The sequence below is a fragment of the Neopoerus faecalis genome (assembly GCF_029218125.1).
Taxonomy (GTDB): domain Bacteria; phylum Bacillota; class Clostridia; order Oscillospirales; family Oscillospiraceae; genus Oscillibacter; species Oscillibacter faecalis_A.
Map to the genome: position 1 here is coordinate 102,178 of NZ_JARFXX010000001.1, position 16,333 is coordinate 118,510.

Annotated in this window: 13 protein-coding genes; 4 read left to right on the forward strand and 9 right to left on the reverse strand. The window is 59.3% G+C overall.

Features of this window, described 5'->3' with window-relative positions; translation table 11 throughout:
- Nucleotides 1-39 precede the first annotated feature (39 nt).
- The 9 genes from PY311_RS00485 to PY311_RS00525 form a co-directional block, all read right to left on the reverse strand.
- Nucleotides 40-2,010 (reverse strand): S-layer homology domain-containing protein, encoded by a 1,971-nt coding sequence (locus PY311_RS00485; protein ID WP_286146706.1) that lies wholly within the window; start codon nucleotides 2,008-2,010, stop codon nucleotides 40-42.
- A 13-nt stretch (nucleotides 2,011-2,023) separates the two neighbouring features.
- Nucleotides 2,024-3,283, reverse strand: a complete 1,260-nt coding sequence (locus PY311_RS00490) for an ABC transporter permease (protein WP_286146707.1) — start codon at nucleotides 3,281-3,283, stop codon at nucleotides 2,024-2,026.
- A complete protein-coding gene (locus PY311_RS00495) occupies nucleotides 3,274-3,975 on the reverse strand; it encodes an ABC transporter ATP-binding protein (RefSeq protein ID WP_286146708.1) in 702 nt (233 codons plus the stop codon). The genes PY311_RS00490 and PY311_RS00495 overlap by 10 nt, the downstream gene beginning before the upstream one ends.
- Nucleotides 3,976-3,978: 3 nt before the next feature.
- Nucleotides 3,979-5,661, reverse strand: coding sequence for an efflux RND transporter periplasmic adaptor subunit (locus tag PY311_RS00500; protein ID WP_286146709.1), 1,683 nt, complete (start codon nucleotides 5,659-5,661; stop codon nucleotides 3,979-3,981).
- Between the two features lie 237 nt (nucleotides 5,662-5,898).
- Nucleotides 5,899-7,914, reverse strand: coding sequence for a TRAP transporter permease (locus tag PY311_RS00505; protein ID WP_350309687.1), 2,016 nt, complete (start codon nucleotides 7,912-7,914; stop codon nucleotides 5,899-5,901).
- Nucleotides 7,915-8,092: 178 nt separating this feature from the next.
- Nucleotides 8,093-9,121 (reverse strand): TAXI family TRAP transporter solute-binding subunit, encoded by a 1,029-nt coding sequence (locus PY311_RS00510; RefSeq protein ID WP_286146710.1) that lies wholly within the window; start codon nucleotides 9,119-9,121, stop codon nucleotides 8,093-8,095.
- Nucleotides 9,122-9,405: 284 nt separating this feature from the next.
- Entirely contained in the window at nucleotides 9,406-11,166 is a 1,761-nt protein-coding gene (gene thrS, locus PY311_RS00515; RefSeq protein WP_286146711.1) for a threonine--tRNA ligase, read from the reverse strand.
- 530 nt (nucleotides 11,167-11,696) lie between these two features.
- Nucleotides 11,697-12,326, reverse strand: coding sequence for a trimeric intracellular cation channel family protein (locus PY311_RS00520; RefSeq protein ID WP_286146712.1), 630 nt, complete (start codon nucleotides 12,324-12,326; stop codon nucleotides 11,697-11,699).
- A gap of 4 nt (nucleotides 12,327-12,330) precedes the next feature.
- The gene (locus PY311_RS00525; protein WP_286146713.1) at nucleotides 12,331-13,215 is read right to left on the reverse strand and encodes a LysR family transcriptional regulator; all 885 of its coding nucleotides are present in this window, start codon (nucleotides 13,213-13,215) and stop codon (nucleotides 12,331-12,333) included.
- 203 nt (nucleotides 13,216-13,418) lie between these two features.
- On the opposite strand from PY311_RS00525, the gene PY311_RS00530 reads away from it, so the two are divergent.
- The 4 genes from PY311_RS00530 to PY311_RS00545 are packed head-to-tail and all read left to right on the forward strand — an operon-like array spanning nucleotide 13,419 to nucleotide 16,331.
- Nucleotides 13,419-14,192 (forward strand): TIGR00282 family metallophosphoesterase, encoded by a 774-nt coding sequence (locus tag PY311_RS00530; protein ID WP_286146714.1) that lies wholly within the window; start codon nucleotides 13,419-13,421, stop codon nucleotides 14,190-14,192.
- A 12-nt stretch (nucleotides 14,193-14,204) separates the two neighbouring features.
- Nucleotides 14,205-14,684: an NUDIX hydrolase gene (locus tag PY311_RS00535; protein WP_286146715.1), complete on the forward strand. Its 480-nt coding sequence runs from the start codon at nucleotides 14,205-14,207 to the stop codon at nucleotides 14,682-14,684.
- 42 nt (nucleotides 14,685-14,726) lie between these two features.
- Nucleotides 14,727-15,218, forward strand: coding sequence for a YbaK/EbsC family protein (locus PY311_RS00540; RefSeq protein ID WP_286146716.1), 492 nt, complete (start codon nucleotides 14,727-14,729; stop codon nucleotides 15,216-15,218).
- 12 nt (nucleotides 15,219-15,230) lie between these two features.
- A complete protein-coding gene (locus PY311_RS00545; RefSeq protein WP_286146717.1) occupies nucleotides 15,231-16,331 on the forward strand; it encodes a metallophosphoesterase family protein in 1,101 nt (366 codons plus the stop codon).
- Nucleotides 16,332-16,333: the final 2 nt, after the last annotated feature.

The window sequence follows — 16,333 nt, forward strand, 5'->3', positions numbered from 1 at the left end:
CAATTTTGGAAATACTGCTGCGAACTTGTCTGTAAGGCCTTAGCCCTTGACCTCCACGGCACGGACGATTCCGTCATAGACATAGAGGTTCATGGTGCCGCCATAATCCCGTGCGGCGTCCAGATCGGTCATCCACGTATCCGTGTCGGCATTGTAGCACTGGACGTTGGAGGGCACCTCATAGGTGCGGCTGCCGTAGGTCACGGCGGTCTTACCCACCCATGCGCTGGCGGGAACATTGCCGAGCCTGGTCATGGTGGCAAAGCTGGTGAAGCCGGTCTCTCCCTTATTGAAGCGGACCGCCACCCATGCGCCGCTGCTGACGTTGTTGCCGCTCTTGATGGGGCCGTAGGTCTTCTGCTTTGTCTCAATGGAGATGGACTGTGTTTCCTTGCCGGTGGTATCATCGCGGTCCGTCACCACCTTGGCCCGGCCATACACCGTATCGCCGGTGACGCTGCCGTTCAGCACCACAAGGTCCACCTGTCCGGCCCAGTTGGTCCGGGCATAGGTGACGCGGCTCTCATTGATGACCGACTGACCCAGCTCGCCAAGGCCGATCTGCTTGCCGCCATCAAAAATGAAGGCGTTGTCCGTCAGCTTCCGGCCGCCCAGCGTCCGCTCCGGCACGTTCAGCTCGCCGCCGGCACCGCCGGAAATCTTGCCAAGGTTCAGCTTCACGTTCTGACTGCCGCTCTTGCTGCTGGAAAGGCTCACCACCTGACCGGCATAATCGCTGGCCGTACCCACTGTCAGCAGGCTGCCGCCGCAGATCATCTGCACGCTGCCGCTTCCATCCACATAGGCCATGGCGTTGCCCTGCACGTTACCGCTGTTGGCGTCCTCCGCGCCGGCCACCTGACCGTCCGCAGTCAGCAGCAGCACGATCTGCTTGCCGGGCTTCAGCTTGGAAAGGGAGTCCACCGCCGTAGGCAGAACGTTGAGCTTCATGCCGTTCAGCACGGTGATGGTAGAGGGATTGCTGGGAGAGGGACTGCAATCCTCGTAGTACACAGATACCCGGGTATCACTGACGATGATGGAATTGGTGGCGGCAGAATAGGTCGCCACATCGTAGCGCTTCAGGTCGCCGACAGACGCGGGCGTTCCGTTCTTATAGACATTGTAGCTGCTGCTTCCGGCCAGCGCGCCGAGGGTACTGCCCGCGTTGCCGTTGCCGATGATGACCGCCGCGTTGGACACGCCGCCGCTGCCTGTCACCGGCAGGAACGTCAAAATCTCTCCCTCGCTGTTGGTCACAACCTTGCCCTTGGAGCCGATGAGGCTGGTGGAGGTCACGGGATGTGCCATATCATATTCCGTGCCGCCGGCGGTCATGGTGCCCTTGCCGCCATCCACGGCGGTGAGGTAGACCTCGTCCTTCCCCACGCTGTAGCTGAACAGGACATCGCCCTTGCCGTGCTTGGCTTCAAACAGGTTCATAAAGAGCTTGGCCGCCTGCGCCCGGGTCACACCGGCGTAGGCCGAGGTGATGCCGGTGGATTTCAGCAGGCCGTTGGTCTGTGCCTCCGCCATGTAGCTCTGGGGCCACACGCCGCCCATGTCCTCGTCTTTATAGCCGAGGCCCCGCATGAGAATCGTCACCGCCTGTCCGGCGGTCACGGTCTGTCCGGGCTTGAATTTACCATCGGCAAAGCCGGAGATGATTCCCTTTCGGGAGGCCATGTTGATATAAGCGGACGCCCAGTGGGAGGGCTTCACATCCGGGAAGATAGTCACGGTGGAATACCGGCCCAGCTCGCCGCTGCCATCCATGGCGTATACCGCCATCTTACAAAACTGTGCCCGGTTCAGCACGGTGTCCGGCCGGAACGTCCCGTCGCCGTAGCCATCCAGCACACCCATGAGCCGCAGCGTCTCAATGGCTGTGGCGGTGTAGCTGTCGCTGACATCGGAAAATTTCGTAACAGAGGCCGCCCCCACCGGCACAGCCAGCAGGGATACCAGCAGGCTCACCGCCATGAGGCAGGTCAAAATTCGTTTTTTCATTCTTCTCTCTCCTTTAATCCGCCCGCAGGGCTTCCACAGGCTGCAATTTGGATGCCTTGGCCGCCGGGTAGCTGCCGAACAGCACACCCAGCGCTACCGACAGCCCGAAAGCCGCCAGCGTCACCCATGTGGCGGGAAAAATCGTCATCTGGAACAGGATTTTTCCCAAAACCAGACTGCCAATGGTGCCGAAAGCGATGCCTACCAGTCCGCCCATGCCGCAGAGCATACCGGACTCGATGAGGAACTGCGCCACAATGCTGCTGCGCTGGGCGCCGAGGCTTCGGCGAATGCCGATCTCTCTCGTGCGCTCCGTCACCGTCACCAGCATGATGTTCATAATGCCGATACCGCCCACCAGCAGGGAAATGGCGGCAATGCCGCCCAGCACCAGCGAGATCATGGTCAGCTGCTGGTTCTGATAGTCCTGCCACTGGTTTTCCGGGTACACGTTATAGCCGCCGCTGTTAGTGTCTATAAAGCTCTTGAGGTAGCCGCCGATCTCGGTGATGGCGGTTTTCATGCTGGCATCATCCTTTGCCTTCACCAAAAACTCCGTGGAAGAAGAACCGCCCAGCAGCCGGGTAGCAGTGTAGGGGTAGACGATCAGGTTATCCGTCTGATAGGCGGAGGGGGTATCCGGCTCCACACGGGCGGCGTAAACGCCCACCACCTCGAATTTATTGCCGTTTACCTGAAGCACCTGCCCGATGGGATTGGCACTGCCGAAGAAAACCCTGGCCGCCTGCGCCCCCAGCACGCAGATCTGGTTGTACTTCTCACAGTCCAGCCACGCCAGATCCCGCCCCTTGGCAATGGTCAGGTTGTTGCAGACGCTGTACTGATCCGAGCCGTAATACTGGGTGGGCGGCCCGCTGATCACGTTCCACTGGTCATCGTACTTCCACTCCATATTGGCCGTGCTCTTGGTACCGTAGACCACCGTGGCATTGGCCTGTCCGTTGGGCGTCACACCCAGCACATAGTCCTTCAGTCCGGCGCAGTACCGGTAAAGGTCGGAAAAATAATCCTTGCTGATGGGATTTCCGTCCATGTCATAGCTATAGGAGTAAATGCTCACGCTGATACGGTTGGCGCCCATGGCGGCGTACTGCTCCATGGTCTTTGCCTTCATGCCCTCCATGGTGGAGACAATGGTCATCACCGCCGCGATGCCGATGAAGATGGAAAGGATAGTCAGCGCACTGCGGCCCTTCTTGCCGCAGATGGAGCGCCATGCCATCTTAAATGCCTGCCCGATGTTCAATACCAATCCACCTCCTGTGGGTGATCCTCAATGATCTTTCCGTCCGCGATTCGCACCACCCGCCGGGCCGTGGCGGCGATGCCGTTATCGTGGGTGATGAGAATGACGGTGCTGCCCTCCTTGTTCAGCTGCTGAAGAAAGCCCAGCACCTCATGGCCCGTCCGGGAATCCAGCGCGCCGGTGGGCTCATCCGCCATGATGATAGGAGGGTGGGTGGAGATGGCTCGTGCGATGGCCACTCTCTGCTGCTGGCCGCCGGACATCTGCGTGGGGCGGTGCTGCGCCCGGTCGGCAAGGCCCACCCGGCCCAGCGCCTCCATGGCCAGTTCCCGCCGGTCAATGGGGTCGATGCCCTGATAGATCAGCGGCAGTTCCACATTTTCCAGCACCGTCAGGTTTTGAATCAGGTTGTACTGCTGGAAAATGAACCCGATCTGCTTGTTGCGGATGCGGGAGAGCTCCTTGTCGGAAAGCTCCCGGACATCCACGCCGTCGAGAAAATAGTCGCCCCGGGTGGGAATATCCAGACAGCCCAGCACGTTCATCATGGTGGACTTGCCGGAGCCGGACTGGCCCACCACCGCCACAAACTCGCCTCTTTCAACCTCCAGCGAAACGCCATCCAACGCCCGGACCTCGCTCTCAAGGCCCTCGCTGTATATTTTATAGACGTTCCGCAGCTCAATCAGCTTTGCCATGGCCTACCCCCATGCCTCGGTGGTCATCATCTGGGTATAGACCGTATCGCCCTCGTTCAGACCGGACTTGATCTCCACGTTGTAGGTATCCTGAATGCCGATCTCCACCTGCACCGGATAGAACCCGGCGGGAATCTCCTCGTCCTGATAGGGCAGCTCCAGCGCGTTGTCCGGCTGACTGTCTGCCTGCACGTAGACAACGGTGGCGGAGGAACCGTCCTCCAATCCCACAGTACGCACCGCCTGCACCGGCACCAGCAGGCAGTTATCGTTCTGGCTGGCCTGAATCTGGTAGTTCACATAGCTATTGACCTGGAGGTTGCCATCCATGTTGTCCGCGGAGATGGTGATGGGATAGGAGGCCACGCCGTTGTTCACCGTGCTGGAAAGGCTCACCGTCTCCACCGTGCCGAAGGCGCTGGTGCCCCACTGGTCCAGATTCACAGGCATACCCGCCTTGATGTAGCTGATGTTCCGCTCATCCACCGTGGCGCTGACGGTCACGGTGGAGGTGTCGGAAACGGTCACAAGGGTGCTGTTTGCCTGAAGTTCCTGCCCCGGCGTCAGGCTCAGGCCGATGATCTGGCCGGAAATAGGCGCCACGGCATTGCAGATATCCAGATTCTTCTGGGCGCTCTCCAGCTTTTTCTGCGCCTCCGCCAGATTTTGCTGGGCGGTGAAGATCTCTGTCTCGCTGTCCTCACCGTCGATCTGAACCAGAACCTGTCCCGGTGTTACAGAGAGATAATCCACCAGCCTGCTGGAAATGACCGTGCCGCTGACGGTGGAGTTCAAATCGCCCACCCGGTAGTATTCCAGCTTGGCGGCCTCGTAGGGGTAAACCGTATCGCCGCCCACCGTGGCGGTAGCGGTGGCGACCATATCCTTTGCCAGCACACCGTCATTGGGAATGACAATCTCGGCAGAGAACAGCTTGGAACCCTCCGGCGTGATGCGGCTGACCATGTGCACGGCCTCCACCGTACCCTCCACCGTGGTCATCAGAGCCGGGATGGATACATCAACCTTCTGCCCCGCCTTCAGCTCACCGGCATAGGCGTAGCTGTAATATTGCTCCAAACGCATTTTCGTGTCGTCCGCCAGCGTGGCGACCTTGGTGCCCTTGGAAATCTCATCGCCGGGGTTCAGCGTCACCACATCCATCAGCTTACCGGCATAGGAGGGGGACAGGTTCAGACCCGCAATGTCCTTTTGCAGCGTATTGATCTGCTTTTGGTAGCCCTCTACCTCGTCCCTGGCCTTCTGGACCTCTGTGGAGGCGTTGGGGGAATCGATGGTGAACAGAGGAGTCCCCTGCTCCACCCGCTGGCCCTCCTCCACGAATACATCCATCACCGTACCGGCGGTGGTCAGCGTGATGGTCTCGCTGTTCTTGGCCTTCACCAGACCGCTGCCCTCCACCACGGAGCTGATGGCGCCGTAGGACACCACAGCGGTGCCGACCTCGCTGCTGCCGCCGTTCTTTTTGGTAAAGTGGCGCACGCCGCCCACTGCCAGCGCCGCAATGACTGCGATGGCGATGATGCGGCGAATCAATCTCCGCCGCTTTTTCTTGTCTGCCGGGCTCTTTTCCGGTTTTTTTGCCGGAGCCTGCGCGGCGGCCTCTGCCGGTGCGGCAGTCTCCGCCGGCGTCTGCACGTTCTTCTCCTCCATGATCTCTGCCATGTCAACTCTCCTTTTTATGTTCTGCGGACCGGATACCGCCCGGCCCTCGAAGGCTTTTCGGTTCTGTTTCATCCTAATGGACCGCTATCGGCAAATCAACAACAAAACAGTAACAATTTCCCTTTCGAATCTATAGACGTATGAGCAGGGCAAAATGTTTCCGATTTTTGAAAAAAATCCCGCCGGTCCGTTAAGACCGACGGGACAATTTTATGGAACAATCCTGCCCGCAGAAGCTCAGGCAGTCTCCTTTTTCGCACTCAGATACTGAAGCAGCACAACGCCGCCCACCAGTACAAAGCCGGCAAGATCCGACATCGTGCCGGGGATCATCATGCCAAGGCCGCCGCCAATCAGGATGATGCGGAACAGCCACGGCAGATGCTTGAACAGATACCCGTTCAAGGAAGCCGCAATGCCGAACAGTCCCAGCAGCGCGCTGAGCACGATCTGAATCACCTCAAACGTGCTGTTCACATCCACGAACAGCATGGCGGGGCTGTAGGCAAAGATATAGGGTACCACAAAGGCAGCGATGGCCAGCTTTGTCGCGTTGAAGCCGGTTTTCATGGGGTTTGCCTTGGCAATGGCGGCGCCTGCATAGGCAGCCAGCGCCACAGGCGGCGTGATATCCGCCACAATGCCGAAGTAAAACACGAAGAAGTGCGCCGCCACAACGGGGAAGCCCATCTGAATCAGAATGGGCGCGCAGGTGGAGGCCATGATGCAGTAATTAGCGGTGGTAGGCACGCCCATACCCAAAATGATGCAGCAGACCATGGTCAGCACCAGACCGATGATGGTGGCGTTGCCCGCCGCCTGCACGATGGTATTGATGAGGATGGACGCAAGGCCGGTGACGGTGATGCAGCCGGCGATCATACCTGCCATGGCGCAGGCCACGGCCACGGTGATAGCGCCCTTGGCGCCAGCCTCCAGCGCCTCGATGACCTTACCCACCGTCAGCCGCTCCTCCTTGTTCAAAAAGCCCACCACGATAGCGGCCAGAATGGACACGGCGGCGGAGAACTGCATGGTGCGGCTGCCGGATGACACCAGATAGATCAGCAGCGCCAGCGGGATAATGAGGTACGCCTGCTTGGCCAGCGCGGACCACGGCGTCATCTCAGACTTGGGCATCCCCTTCAGTCCCAGCTTTTTTGCCTCCAGATGAACGGCGATGAAAATACCGGTAAAATACAGCAGGGCAGGCAGAATGGCCTTCACAGCCACCTGTGCGTAGGGGATGTTCATATACTCCGCCATCAAAAACGCGGCGGCACCCATAATGGGGGGCATGATCTGCCCGCCGGTGGAGGCGGCGGCCTCCACCGCGCCGGCGAACTCCGGCTTGTAGCCGGTCTTTTTCATCATAGGGATGGTGACAGAGCCGGTGGTCACGGTGTTGCCGACAGAGGAGCCGGACACCATGCCGCACAGGGCGGAGGAAATGACCGCCACCTTGGCGGGACCGCCGGAGGACCAACCGGCCAGCCGGTTCGCAAAGCTGATGAAGAAGTTGGCAATGCCGGTGCGCTCCAAAAACGCGCCGAAAATGATAAAGAGGACGATGTACGTATAGCACACACTCACCGGCGTACCGATAACGCCGCTGGTGGTATAGAACAGCTTGTAGATGATGTTTTTCAGCGCATTGTAAATGCTGGGGTTCCAGCTGAGCTGATTATAGAACGTATAGACCAGCAGCACACCCAGTACGCAGAGAATCGGCAGGCCCACACACCGGCGGCACAGCTCAATGAGCACCAGAATACCGACAGCACCGATGACGATATGAATCGGCTGGAGCTTTGTGGCCAACTGAATAATGGAAAAGGCGTTAATGGCAAAATAGAAAAAGCTGCCTGCACCCAAAATCATCAGCGCCCAGTCATACCATGGCACATGGTTCACCCGGACGTGGCCTCTGTGCAGGGGATAGACCAGATAGCCGATGATGATGATAAACGCCATAAACAGGGACAGCCGGACCTCCGGCAGTGCCTTGCTGAACAGGGTCATCAAAATGCAGTACACGGAGAAGGCCGCCATCAGGCCCCGAAGGATGAGCTTGGGGACGCCCTCCCAGACACGAGTGTTGGATTCCCGGTCATATTTTTTCATGACCGCGTCCACATCCGCCTGAATGTCCCGCTCCATCTCATGAACCTCATGCTCCATCTCCCGGGTCTCCTGCCGCAGCTCTTTTTCCATCTGCTCCATGGGGTCCCGGCGCTTTTTGAACAAGCTCATAATGCCTCCTCCTTCATTCCTTTTATCTCCAGTTGACAGGGGCAGCGCCGCGCTGTCCTTCTCAACCGGAGACAGTCATTTTTTCTTCTTTTAACGCCTGCGGGCTGCGGCGGAATTGCTCCGCCGCAGCCTTGCAGGTCATTTTTCATTCGTTTTCCATAAAGATTGTGTTTGGATTTTACTTGGTGGCAACGTCAAAGCCCTTTTCGGCGAAATACTTGGCAGCGCCGGGATGATAGGGCACGGAGGTGATGGACGCGCCGAACTCGGTGGACAGCTCGCCGTACTTGGCGTGGCTGCTGACAAGGTCAGCGGCGTTGTCGAAGATGTCGGCAGTCAGCGCATAGATAGCATCCTCGGAAACATCGTCCCGGGCAAGGATTACAGCGCCCACGGCCACGGTGGTCACATCCTCATCCTGACCGTTATAGGTACCGGCGGGAATGACGTGCTTGGTATAATAGGGAGACTCGGCCAGCAGCTGGTCAATGTGCTCATCGTCCAGAGACACCAGATATGCGGTCTTGGTAGTGGACAGGTCGGTGATGGCGGTGGTAGGAGCACCGGCCACAACGAACGCAGCGTCGATCTTACCGTCCTTCAAAGCGTCGGCGCTGTCACCGAAGCCCTGATAGGTGGCATTGATCTTGGTGAACTTGCCTTCGGCGTCCAAATCGCCCAGACCGTAAGCGCTGAGGATATCCACGGCGTTGAAATACACGCCGGAGCCGGCGGCGCCCACGGAGACGTTCTTACCGGCAAGGTCGGCCACAGTCTTGATGCTGGGATCGGTGGTCACGATCTGCACATCCTCCATGTACAGGGCCGCCACGGTGGAGAAGCAGTCGATGGGGTTTTCAAAGAGGTTCGTGCCGTTATAGGCATAGGCCATTACGTCGGACTGGCAGAAGGCCAGCTCCGCGTTGCCGTCGGCCAGCTCCTCCACGTTGGACTTGGAGCCGTTGCCTACAAGGCCGGTGACTGCCACATTGGTATTGTTGGTAGCGTGCTGGGCGATGACGGAGCCGAAGGCATAATAGGTGCCGGACTCGCCGCCAGTGACAAAGCGCAGCTTCGTGGTAGGAGCGCTGCTGCCGGAAGCATCGCCGGAGGAATCGCCGCTGTTAGAGGAAGCATTGCTGCCGCCGCAGGCAGCCAGCGAGAGCGTCATACCCAAAGCCAAAAGCAAAGACAAAAACTTTTTCATTTCAAATCCCTCTTTCACTTATTAGTTCCACGGGAGCTGACAAAGCGCTTTCAACAGCTCCCTCGTAAGTATGTGCATAGTATACACGTATAAATTTCATTTTGCAAGTGTTTACTCCACTTTTTAGTGATTTTTTTGCAATGCTTAAACAGGCTTCTTGCAAAATTGTGTCGAAACCTCTGTTTTTGCAGTCCTATCTTGCAAAACAAGTGTCCGTCTTGCAAAAACACACCCCGCCGGTGCAGCCGGCGGGGTGTGTTTTGTGCAGTTTGAACGAAGACGCTTTACTGAATCACCTTGGAGTCTACAACTTCCTTCAGCTTGGCGGTGAAGTCCTCCAGGCTCATAGCGCCCAGATCCTCGCCGGCGCGGGTACGGACGGAGATCGTCTTGTTCTCCATATCCCGATCGCCTACAACGATCATATAGGGCACCTTCTCCAGAGTGGCCTCACGGATCTTCTTGCCGATCTTCTCGTTGCGGTCATCCATCTCCACGCGGAAGCCCTGACCATCCAATGCGTCGGATAGCTCCTTGGCATAATCCAGCGCACGGTCGGTGACAGGCAGGATCTTCACCTGAACAGGAGCCAGCCAGGCGGGGAAAGCGCCGGCAAAGTGCTCGGTGATCACGCCGATAAACCGCTCGATACTGCCCAGCACCACCCGGTGCAGCATGACGGGACGGTGCTTCTGGCCGTCCTCGCCGGTATACTCCAGCTCGAACCGCTCGGGCAACTGGCTGTCCAGCTGAACGGTGCCGCACTGCCAGGTACGGCCCAGGGAGTCGGCCAGATGGAAGTCCAGCTTGGGGCCGTAGAAGGCGCCGTCGCCCTCGTTGACCTCAAAGTCCTTGCCCATCTCGGTGATGGCTTCCTTCAGGATATCCTGGTTGTGCTCCCACTGCTCCACGGTGCCGATGTGATCCTCGGGCATGGTGGACAGCTCGATCTTATAGGGCAGGCCAAAGACGGAGTAGACTTCGTCAAACAGCTTGACCACGTTCTTGATCTCGTCCTTCAGCTGTTCCTGAGTCATGAAGATGTGGGCGTCGTCCTGGGTGAAGCAGCGCACGCGGAACAGGCCGTGAAGGGCGCCGGACAGCTCGTGGCGGTGAACCAGACCCAGCTCACCTACCCGCATGGGCAGATCGCGGTAGGAGTGGGGCTCGCTGGCATACACCAGCATACCGCCGGGGCAGTTCATGGGCTTAACGGCGTAGTCCTCGCCATCGATGACGGTGGTGTACATGTTCTGCTTGTAGTGGTCCCAGTGGCCGGAGCGCTCCCACAGGCGGCGGTTCAGGATGATGGGGGTGGATACCTCAACATAGCCGTAGCGCTTGTGGACCTGACGCCAGTAGTCGATCAGGGTGTTCTTCAGCACCATGCCCTTGGGCAGGAAGAAGGGGAAGCCGGGGCCCTCGTCGGTGAGCATAAACAGGCCCAGCTCACGGCCCAGCTTCCGGTGATCCCGGCGCTTGGCCTCCTCAATGCGCTCCAGATAGGCGTCCAGCTCCTCCTTCTTGGGAAAAGCGATGCCGTAAATGCGCTGGAGGGTCTCGCGGTTGGAGTCACCCCGCCAATAGGCGGCGTTGCAGGACAGCAGCTTGATGGCGTTGCCCTTTACCCGGCCGGTGGAGTCCAGATGGGGACCGGCGCACAGGTCGGTGAACTCGCCCTGCTTATAGAAGGAGATATGGGCATCCTCCGGCAAATCCTCAATGAGCTCCACCTTGTAGGGCTCGCCCTTTTCCTTCATGAACTGGATGGCCTCCGCCCGGGGCAGCTCAAAGCGCTCCAGCTTCAGCTTCTCCTTGCAGATCTTCCGCATCTCAGCCTCGATCTCGGCCATGTGCTCCGGAGTAAAGGCGAAGGGCGCGTCCATATCGTAATACCAGCCCTCCTTGATGGCCGGGCCGATAGCCAGCTTCACCTCCGGCCACAGGCGCTTAACGGCCTGCGCCATGATGTGAGAGCAGGTATGCCAGTAGGTCTGGCGATATTCCTCATTTTCAAAGCTGAATTCCTTATTTTCCTCAGACATGATACTGTCTCCTTTCCTTTGGCGGTGCTTCCGCCCGGGGCAAAACAAAAACGCCTCACCCCTGTTTTAATCAGGGGTGAGGCGTAAAGCTCCACGGTTCCACCCTGCTTGCACACAAGGCGAAAACCCGCCTTGTGTGCAAGCAGGCAAAACCCTTTCAGACTTTTGCCGGATTTCAATGGTACAGGAAACCCCTGATGGGTTTCCCGCACACACCCTTCCTTTCCGAAGGAAGTACGCACGTCAAAGCGTTCTTTCGACATCGTTGTGCCGCTCGTGTCCTCTGTAACGGGAGGTCCCGTCCCGGCCTACATATCGGCGGGCGGCTCCAAGGCGGTGACTGTTCCGGCTCCTGCTGACGCCGCTTTCAGCCCATGGCGGCATCTCTCTGAAGCTCTCCCCGGACAGCGTCCTTTTCTAAGCCTTTTTCAGAATGGAAACAATATAGCACTTGCCTCCGCCGTTGTCAAGGGGGCGCCCCGGCGATTTTCACAGGAAATTTTCGGCAGACGCGGAAATTTCCGCCGCTTTTATTCATGGGGCTTGGGCAGGTTCCAGCGGTAGTGGGCCGACAGGCACCGGATGGCAAACACCGCCGCCGCGCCGGTCAGCATGGCCGCCACCTCTCCCGCCGGGTGCCACAGCACGCCGCAGATCACCGCCCCGATCAGCGAGGCGCAGGCATAAATATGCTTGACAAAAATGTACGGCGTCTCCCCGGCCATCACATCCCGCAGCAGTCCGCCGCCCACGCCGGTAACCACGCCCACAAACACCAGCAGGTACAAGGAGGGCTCAGCTACACAGCCCCACACCACCCGGACGCCCATGACCGTGAAAATTCCAAGGCCCGCGCTGTCCATCCACAGCATGAACAGGTCATAGCGCCGCTGGTTCCCCATCAGTCCGTGCCGCACACCGGAGAGGAACAAAATCAGGGAAGTCACCACCGCCACCGCCGAGGCCATTGGATTTTGAAATGCGGCAGGCGGCGTATTTCCCAGCAGCACATCCCGCACCATTCCTCCGCCGCAGGCCGTGGTCAGGCCCAGAATGCACACGCCGAAAATGTCCATTCCCTTGCGGATACCCAAAATGGCGCCGGAGGCGGCAAAGGCCACTGTGCCGATCATCTCAAAAATAAAGAGAAAGCGCTCCATTCCTTTATCCGCCTCTCCGCACCATTTCCATAAAGGCCGCGGCCGCCGCCGTGGGATGCACCTCCCGCAGCGTGCACATATCCACGCTGCGCTCAGGAATGTCAAAGTCTGTTTTCAGCAGGCGGATGCCGCCGCTTTCCAGCTCCTTATGTACGAACTCCAGCGTAACGCCCGCTACGCCGAGGCCGATCTCCGCCAGCGTCACCAAAAGCTGCCGGGAAGAAAGCTCGATTTCTGGTGTCAGCGTCACGCCGGCCTTCAGGAATTCCTGCTCCAAAAATACCCGGGAGCTGGCCTTGCGCTCTAAAAGAATCAGCGGAAAGGCCGCGATCTCCTGCCGGGTATAGATGCGGTCAAGGTCGCAGTCATAATTTTTGCCCGCCACAAATACGGAATGGGTGGCAAAGCAGGGCCATGTCTCCAGCGCCTCGTCCTTTGGCGAGGAGGCAAACGCGATGTCCACCGCGCCAGAGCGGAGCATACTGAGCACCTTGGCGCTGCGGCCGGAGATGATTCGCAGCCGGATGCCGGGGTGCTGGCGGTGAAAGCTCTCCAGATACGGCGTAAGGAATTGGCCCGTCACCGTGTCGCTGGCGCCGATGGTCAGCGTACCCAGCAAAAGCTGCTGGGCCTGAGAGAGCTTGTCCTCACCCGTGGCCAGCAGGCCCAGCGCGTTGCGGACATATTGGTAGAGCATCCGGCCCTCTCCCGTCAGCGTCACACCCCGGGGGGACCGGGCGAACAGCCGCGCCTGCAAAGCCGTTTCCAGCTGCTTGACGGACTGGCTCACCGCCGACTGCGAAATATACAGGTTTTTCGCCGCCGCCGAGATATTGCCCGTTTCCGCCACTTCCTTGAATACCCGGTATAGTTCCAGCTTGACTGCCATAGTGTTTCCTCCATCATCAGCGCTTCTGATTGCTATCAGAAGCATTATAAGCAGTTATCCAAAAAATTGCAACCGGAAGGCGGCGATTTTTTCGCTTTTCCGACTGCACTCCCGCCGCCGTTTCCGATGGAAAGCCGTTGCAAAACGCTGGGGATTGCGCTACAATAAGCTGAATCATTTTTACACCGTTTTCAGGAGGTCCTATGCTGTATTCCGTTCTGGCGGTGGGCGATGTGGTGGGCGAGTCCGGCCTCGCACACTTAGAGCGCCATCTCCGCCCCCTGCAAAAGCTGAAAAACATTTCCTTCACCGTTGTAAACGGTGAAAACATCTCCGCCACGGGCCTGACCCGCAAGCAGGCGCTGCGGGTCTATGACGCCGGGGCCGATGCCGTAACGCTGGGGAACCATACCTTCGGCAAAATGGAAATCTGTCCGCTGCTGGACGAGGCCCACTGGCTCCTGCGCCCCGCTAACCTCTCCGCCCGCGCACCGGGACACGGCTGTGAGATTTTTGACTGCAACGGCGTGCGGATTCGCGTAATGAGCCTCATCGGCCGCTGCGGCCTGCAATGGAACGCCGAAAACCCCTTCACGCTGGCGGACCGGCTGCTGAAATCCGGGGACGCGGACTTCACACTGGTGGATTTCCACGCGGAGGCCACCAGCGAAAAGCTGGCGCTGGGCTATTATCTCGATGGCCGCGTCAGCGCCCTGTGGGGCACCCACACCCATGTCCCCACCGCCGATGAGCAGATCTATCCCAAGGGCACCGGCTATATCACCGACCTTGGCATGACCGGTCCTATCCGCTCCGTGCTGGGCGTGGAGCCGGAGCAGTCCGTAGAGTCGTTTTTAGGCGGCCTGCCGGGGCGCTACCGCAACCCCAACGGTCCCTGCAAGCTGCAGGGCGCCGTGTTCACGCTGGACAGCGCCACAGGGCTCTGCACCGCCGTGGAGCGGGTGGACATCCGGTAAGGGGGCCGTTGTATGACAAGACCTGAGCATTACCGTTTCTATTCCGCTGTATTTCCCATTTTGCTGCGGGAGGGGGCCAACGGGCAGGAGGTGCTGCTGCACCTGCGGCAGAACACCGGCTATATGGACGGCTGCTGGGACTTTGCCGGCAGCGGCCATGTAGATGAAAACGAAACGGCCCGTCAGGCCGTGGCCCGGGAGTGTCAGGAGGAGCTTGGCATCACGGTGGAGCCTGCCGATGCGGAATTTATCCACCTGTGCCACCGGGTTGCCGGGGGCGACGGCCGCACCTATTACGATTTGTGCTTCCGAATCCGGCGCTACAGCGGCGAGCCCGCCGTGATGGAGCCGGAGAAAAACGCTGGGCTCCACTGGTTCCCCACGGACGCCCTGCCGGAGAATATCAGCTCGGCGGTGGAGGCCATGCTGCTCCCCTGTCTGCGGGGCCAGCCTTACAGTGAGGTCATTCATGATGTGCCGGTCACGCCTTGACCGCTATTCAAAATATAGAAACAGAAAAAGAGGAAAGCTACCATGTCTATTCAAAAGGTACGAGAGTATTTCAAGGGCTTCGGCATCGAAGACCGCATCCGGGAATTCGACATCTCCTCCGCCACGGTGGAGCTGGCGGCGATCGCTGTCGGCGTGGAGGGTGCCCGTATTGCCAAATCCATGAGCTTCAAAATCGGCGAGGAGCCCATCATCATCGTCATGGCCGGAGATGCCAAGGTGGACAACAGCCGCTACAAGGCCCAGTTCCACACCAAGGCCAAAATGCTGACCTTTGACGAGGCCCATACCATGATCGGCCACGATCCCGGCGGCGTGTGCTCCTTTGCCCTGCCGGACAATGTGAAAACGTATTTAGACATCTCCTTGAAGCGGTTCGATACCGTGTTCCCCGCCGCCGGCAGCAGCAACAGCGCCATTGAGCTGACCTGTGACGAGCTGGAAAAATATTCCTCCAACTTTATGGGCTGGATTGACGTTACAAAGGGTTGGCGTCCCGAGGAAAAGGAGAACTGACAGGGAGGGGCCATGCTGAAATTCATTCACGCGGCGGACTTTCATCTTGACAGCGCCTTTGCCGCGCTGACGCCCCAGCAGGCCGCCGCCCGCCGCCGGGAAAGCCGTGACCTGCCGGTGCGTCTTGCCAACTACGTCAACCAGAACGGCATTGAGCTGGTGCTGCTTGCCGGTGACCTTTTTGACAGCGCCGACGCCTATCGGGACACGGCGGAAAGTCTGTCCGCCGCGCTGGGGCAGATGGCCGCGCAGGTCTATATCGCCCCCGGCAACCATGACTGGTACGGCCCCGGCAGTCCCTATCTGACTGTGGAGTGGCCGGACAACGTGCATATTTTCACGCAGTCCCGTATCGAGGCGCTGGAATGGCCTGAAAAAAATCTGGTGCTCCACGGCGCGGCCTTCACCGCCCCGGAGCAGGCCGAGGGCTTTCTCACCGGCTTCATCGCCCCGGCGGATGGGCGGCTCCACATCGGTCTGCTCCACGGGGAGCTGGCCCCCTCCGAGACCCGGTACGATCCCCTCCGCCGGGAGGAAATTGCCGAAAGCGGCCTTGCCTATCTGGCGCTGGGTCACATCCATAAGCGGACGGAAGCGCTGACGCTGGGCCGCACCATCTGCGCGTGGCCGGGGTGTCCCGAGGGCCGTGGCTTTGACGAGCTGGGGGAAAAGGGCTTTTATGCCGGCGTTTTAGAGGACAGCGGTGCCGTTTCCCTGACGTTTGTCCCCTTTGCCGGGCGGAAATATGAAATTTTAGAGGTCAATGTCACCGGTCAAGACCCCCGGGCCGCCATCGAGGCCGCTCTGCCCTTTGACACGAGCCGGGACTTGTACCGCATCATCCTCACCGGTGAGACCGGGGCGGGCGGCGTCCATCCCTCCGCCTTACAGGAGGCGCTGGCTGGCCGCTTCTATACACTGGAAATCCGGGACAGGACCCATCTTGCGGAGGATCTATGGGCCAGAGCGGAGGAGGATTCTCTCCGTGGCCTGTTCCTCAAGGACTTGAAGGCCCGGCTGGACGCCGCCGAAACCGACGAGGTTCGGCAGCAGATCACTATGGCTGCCCGGTTCGGCCTTGCGGCGCTGGATCATCGGGACCTTGATTCGTAAGG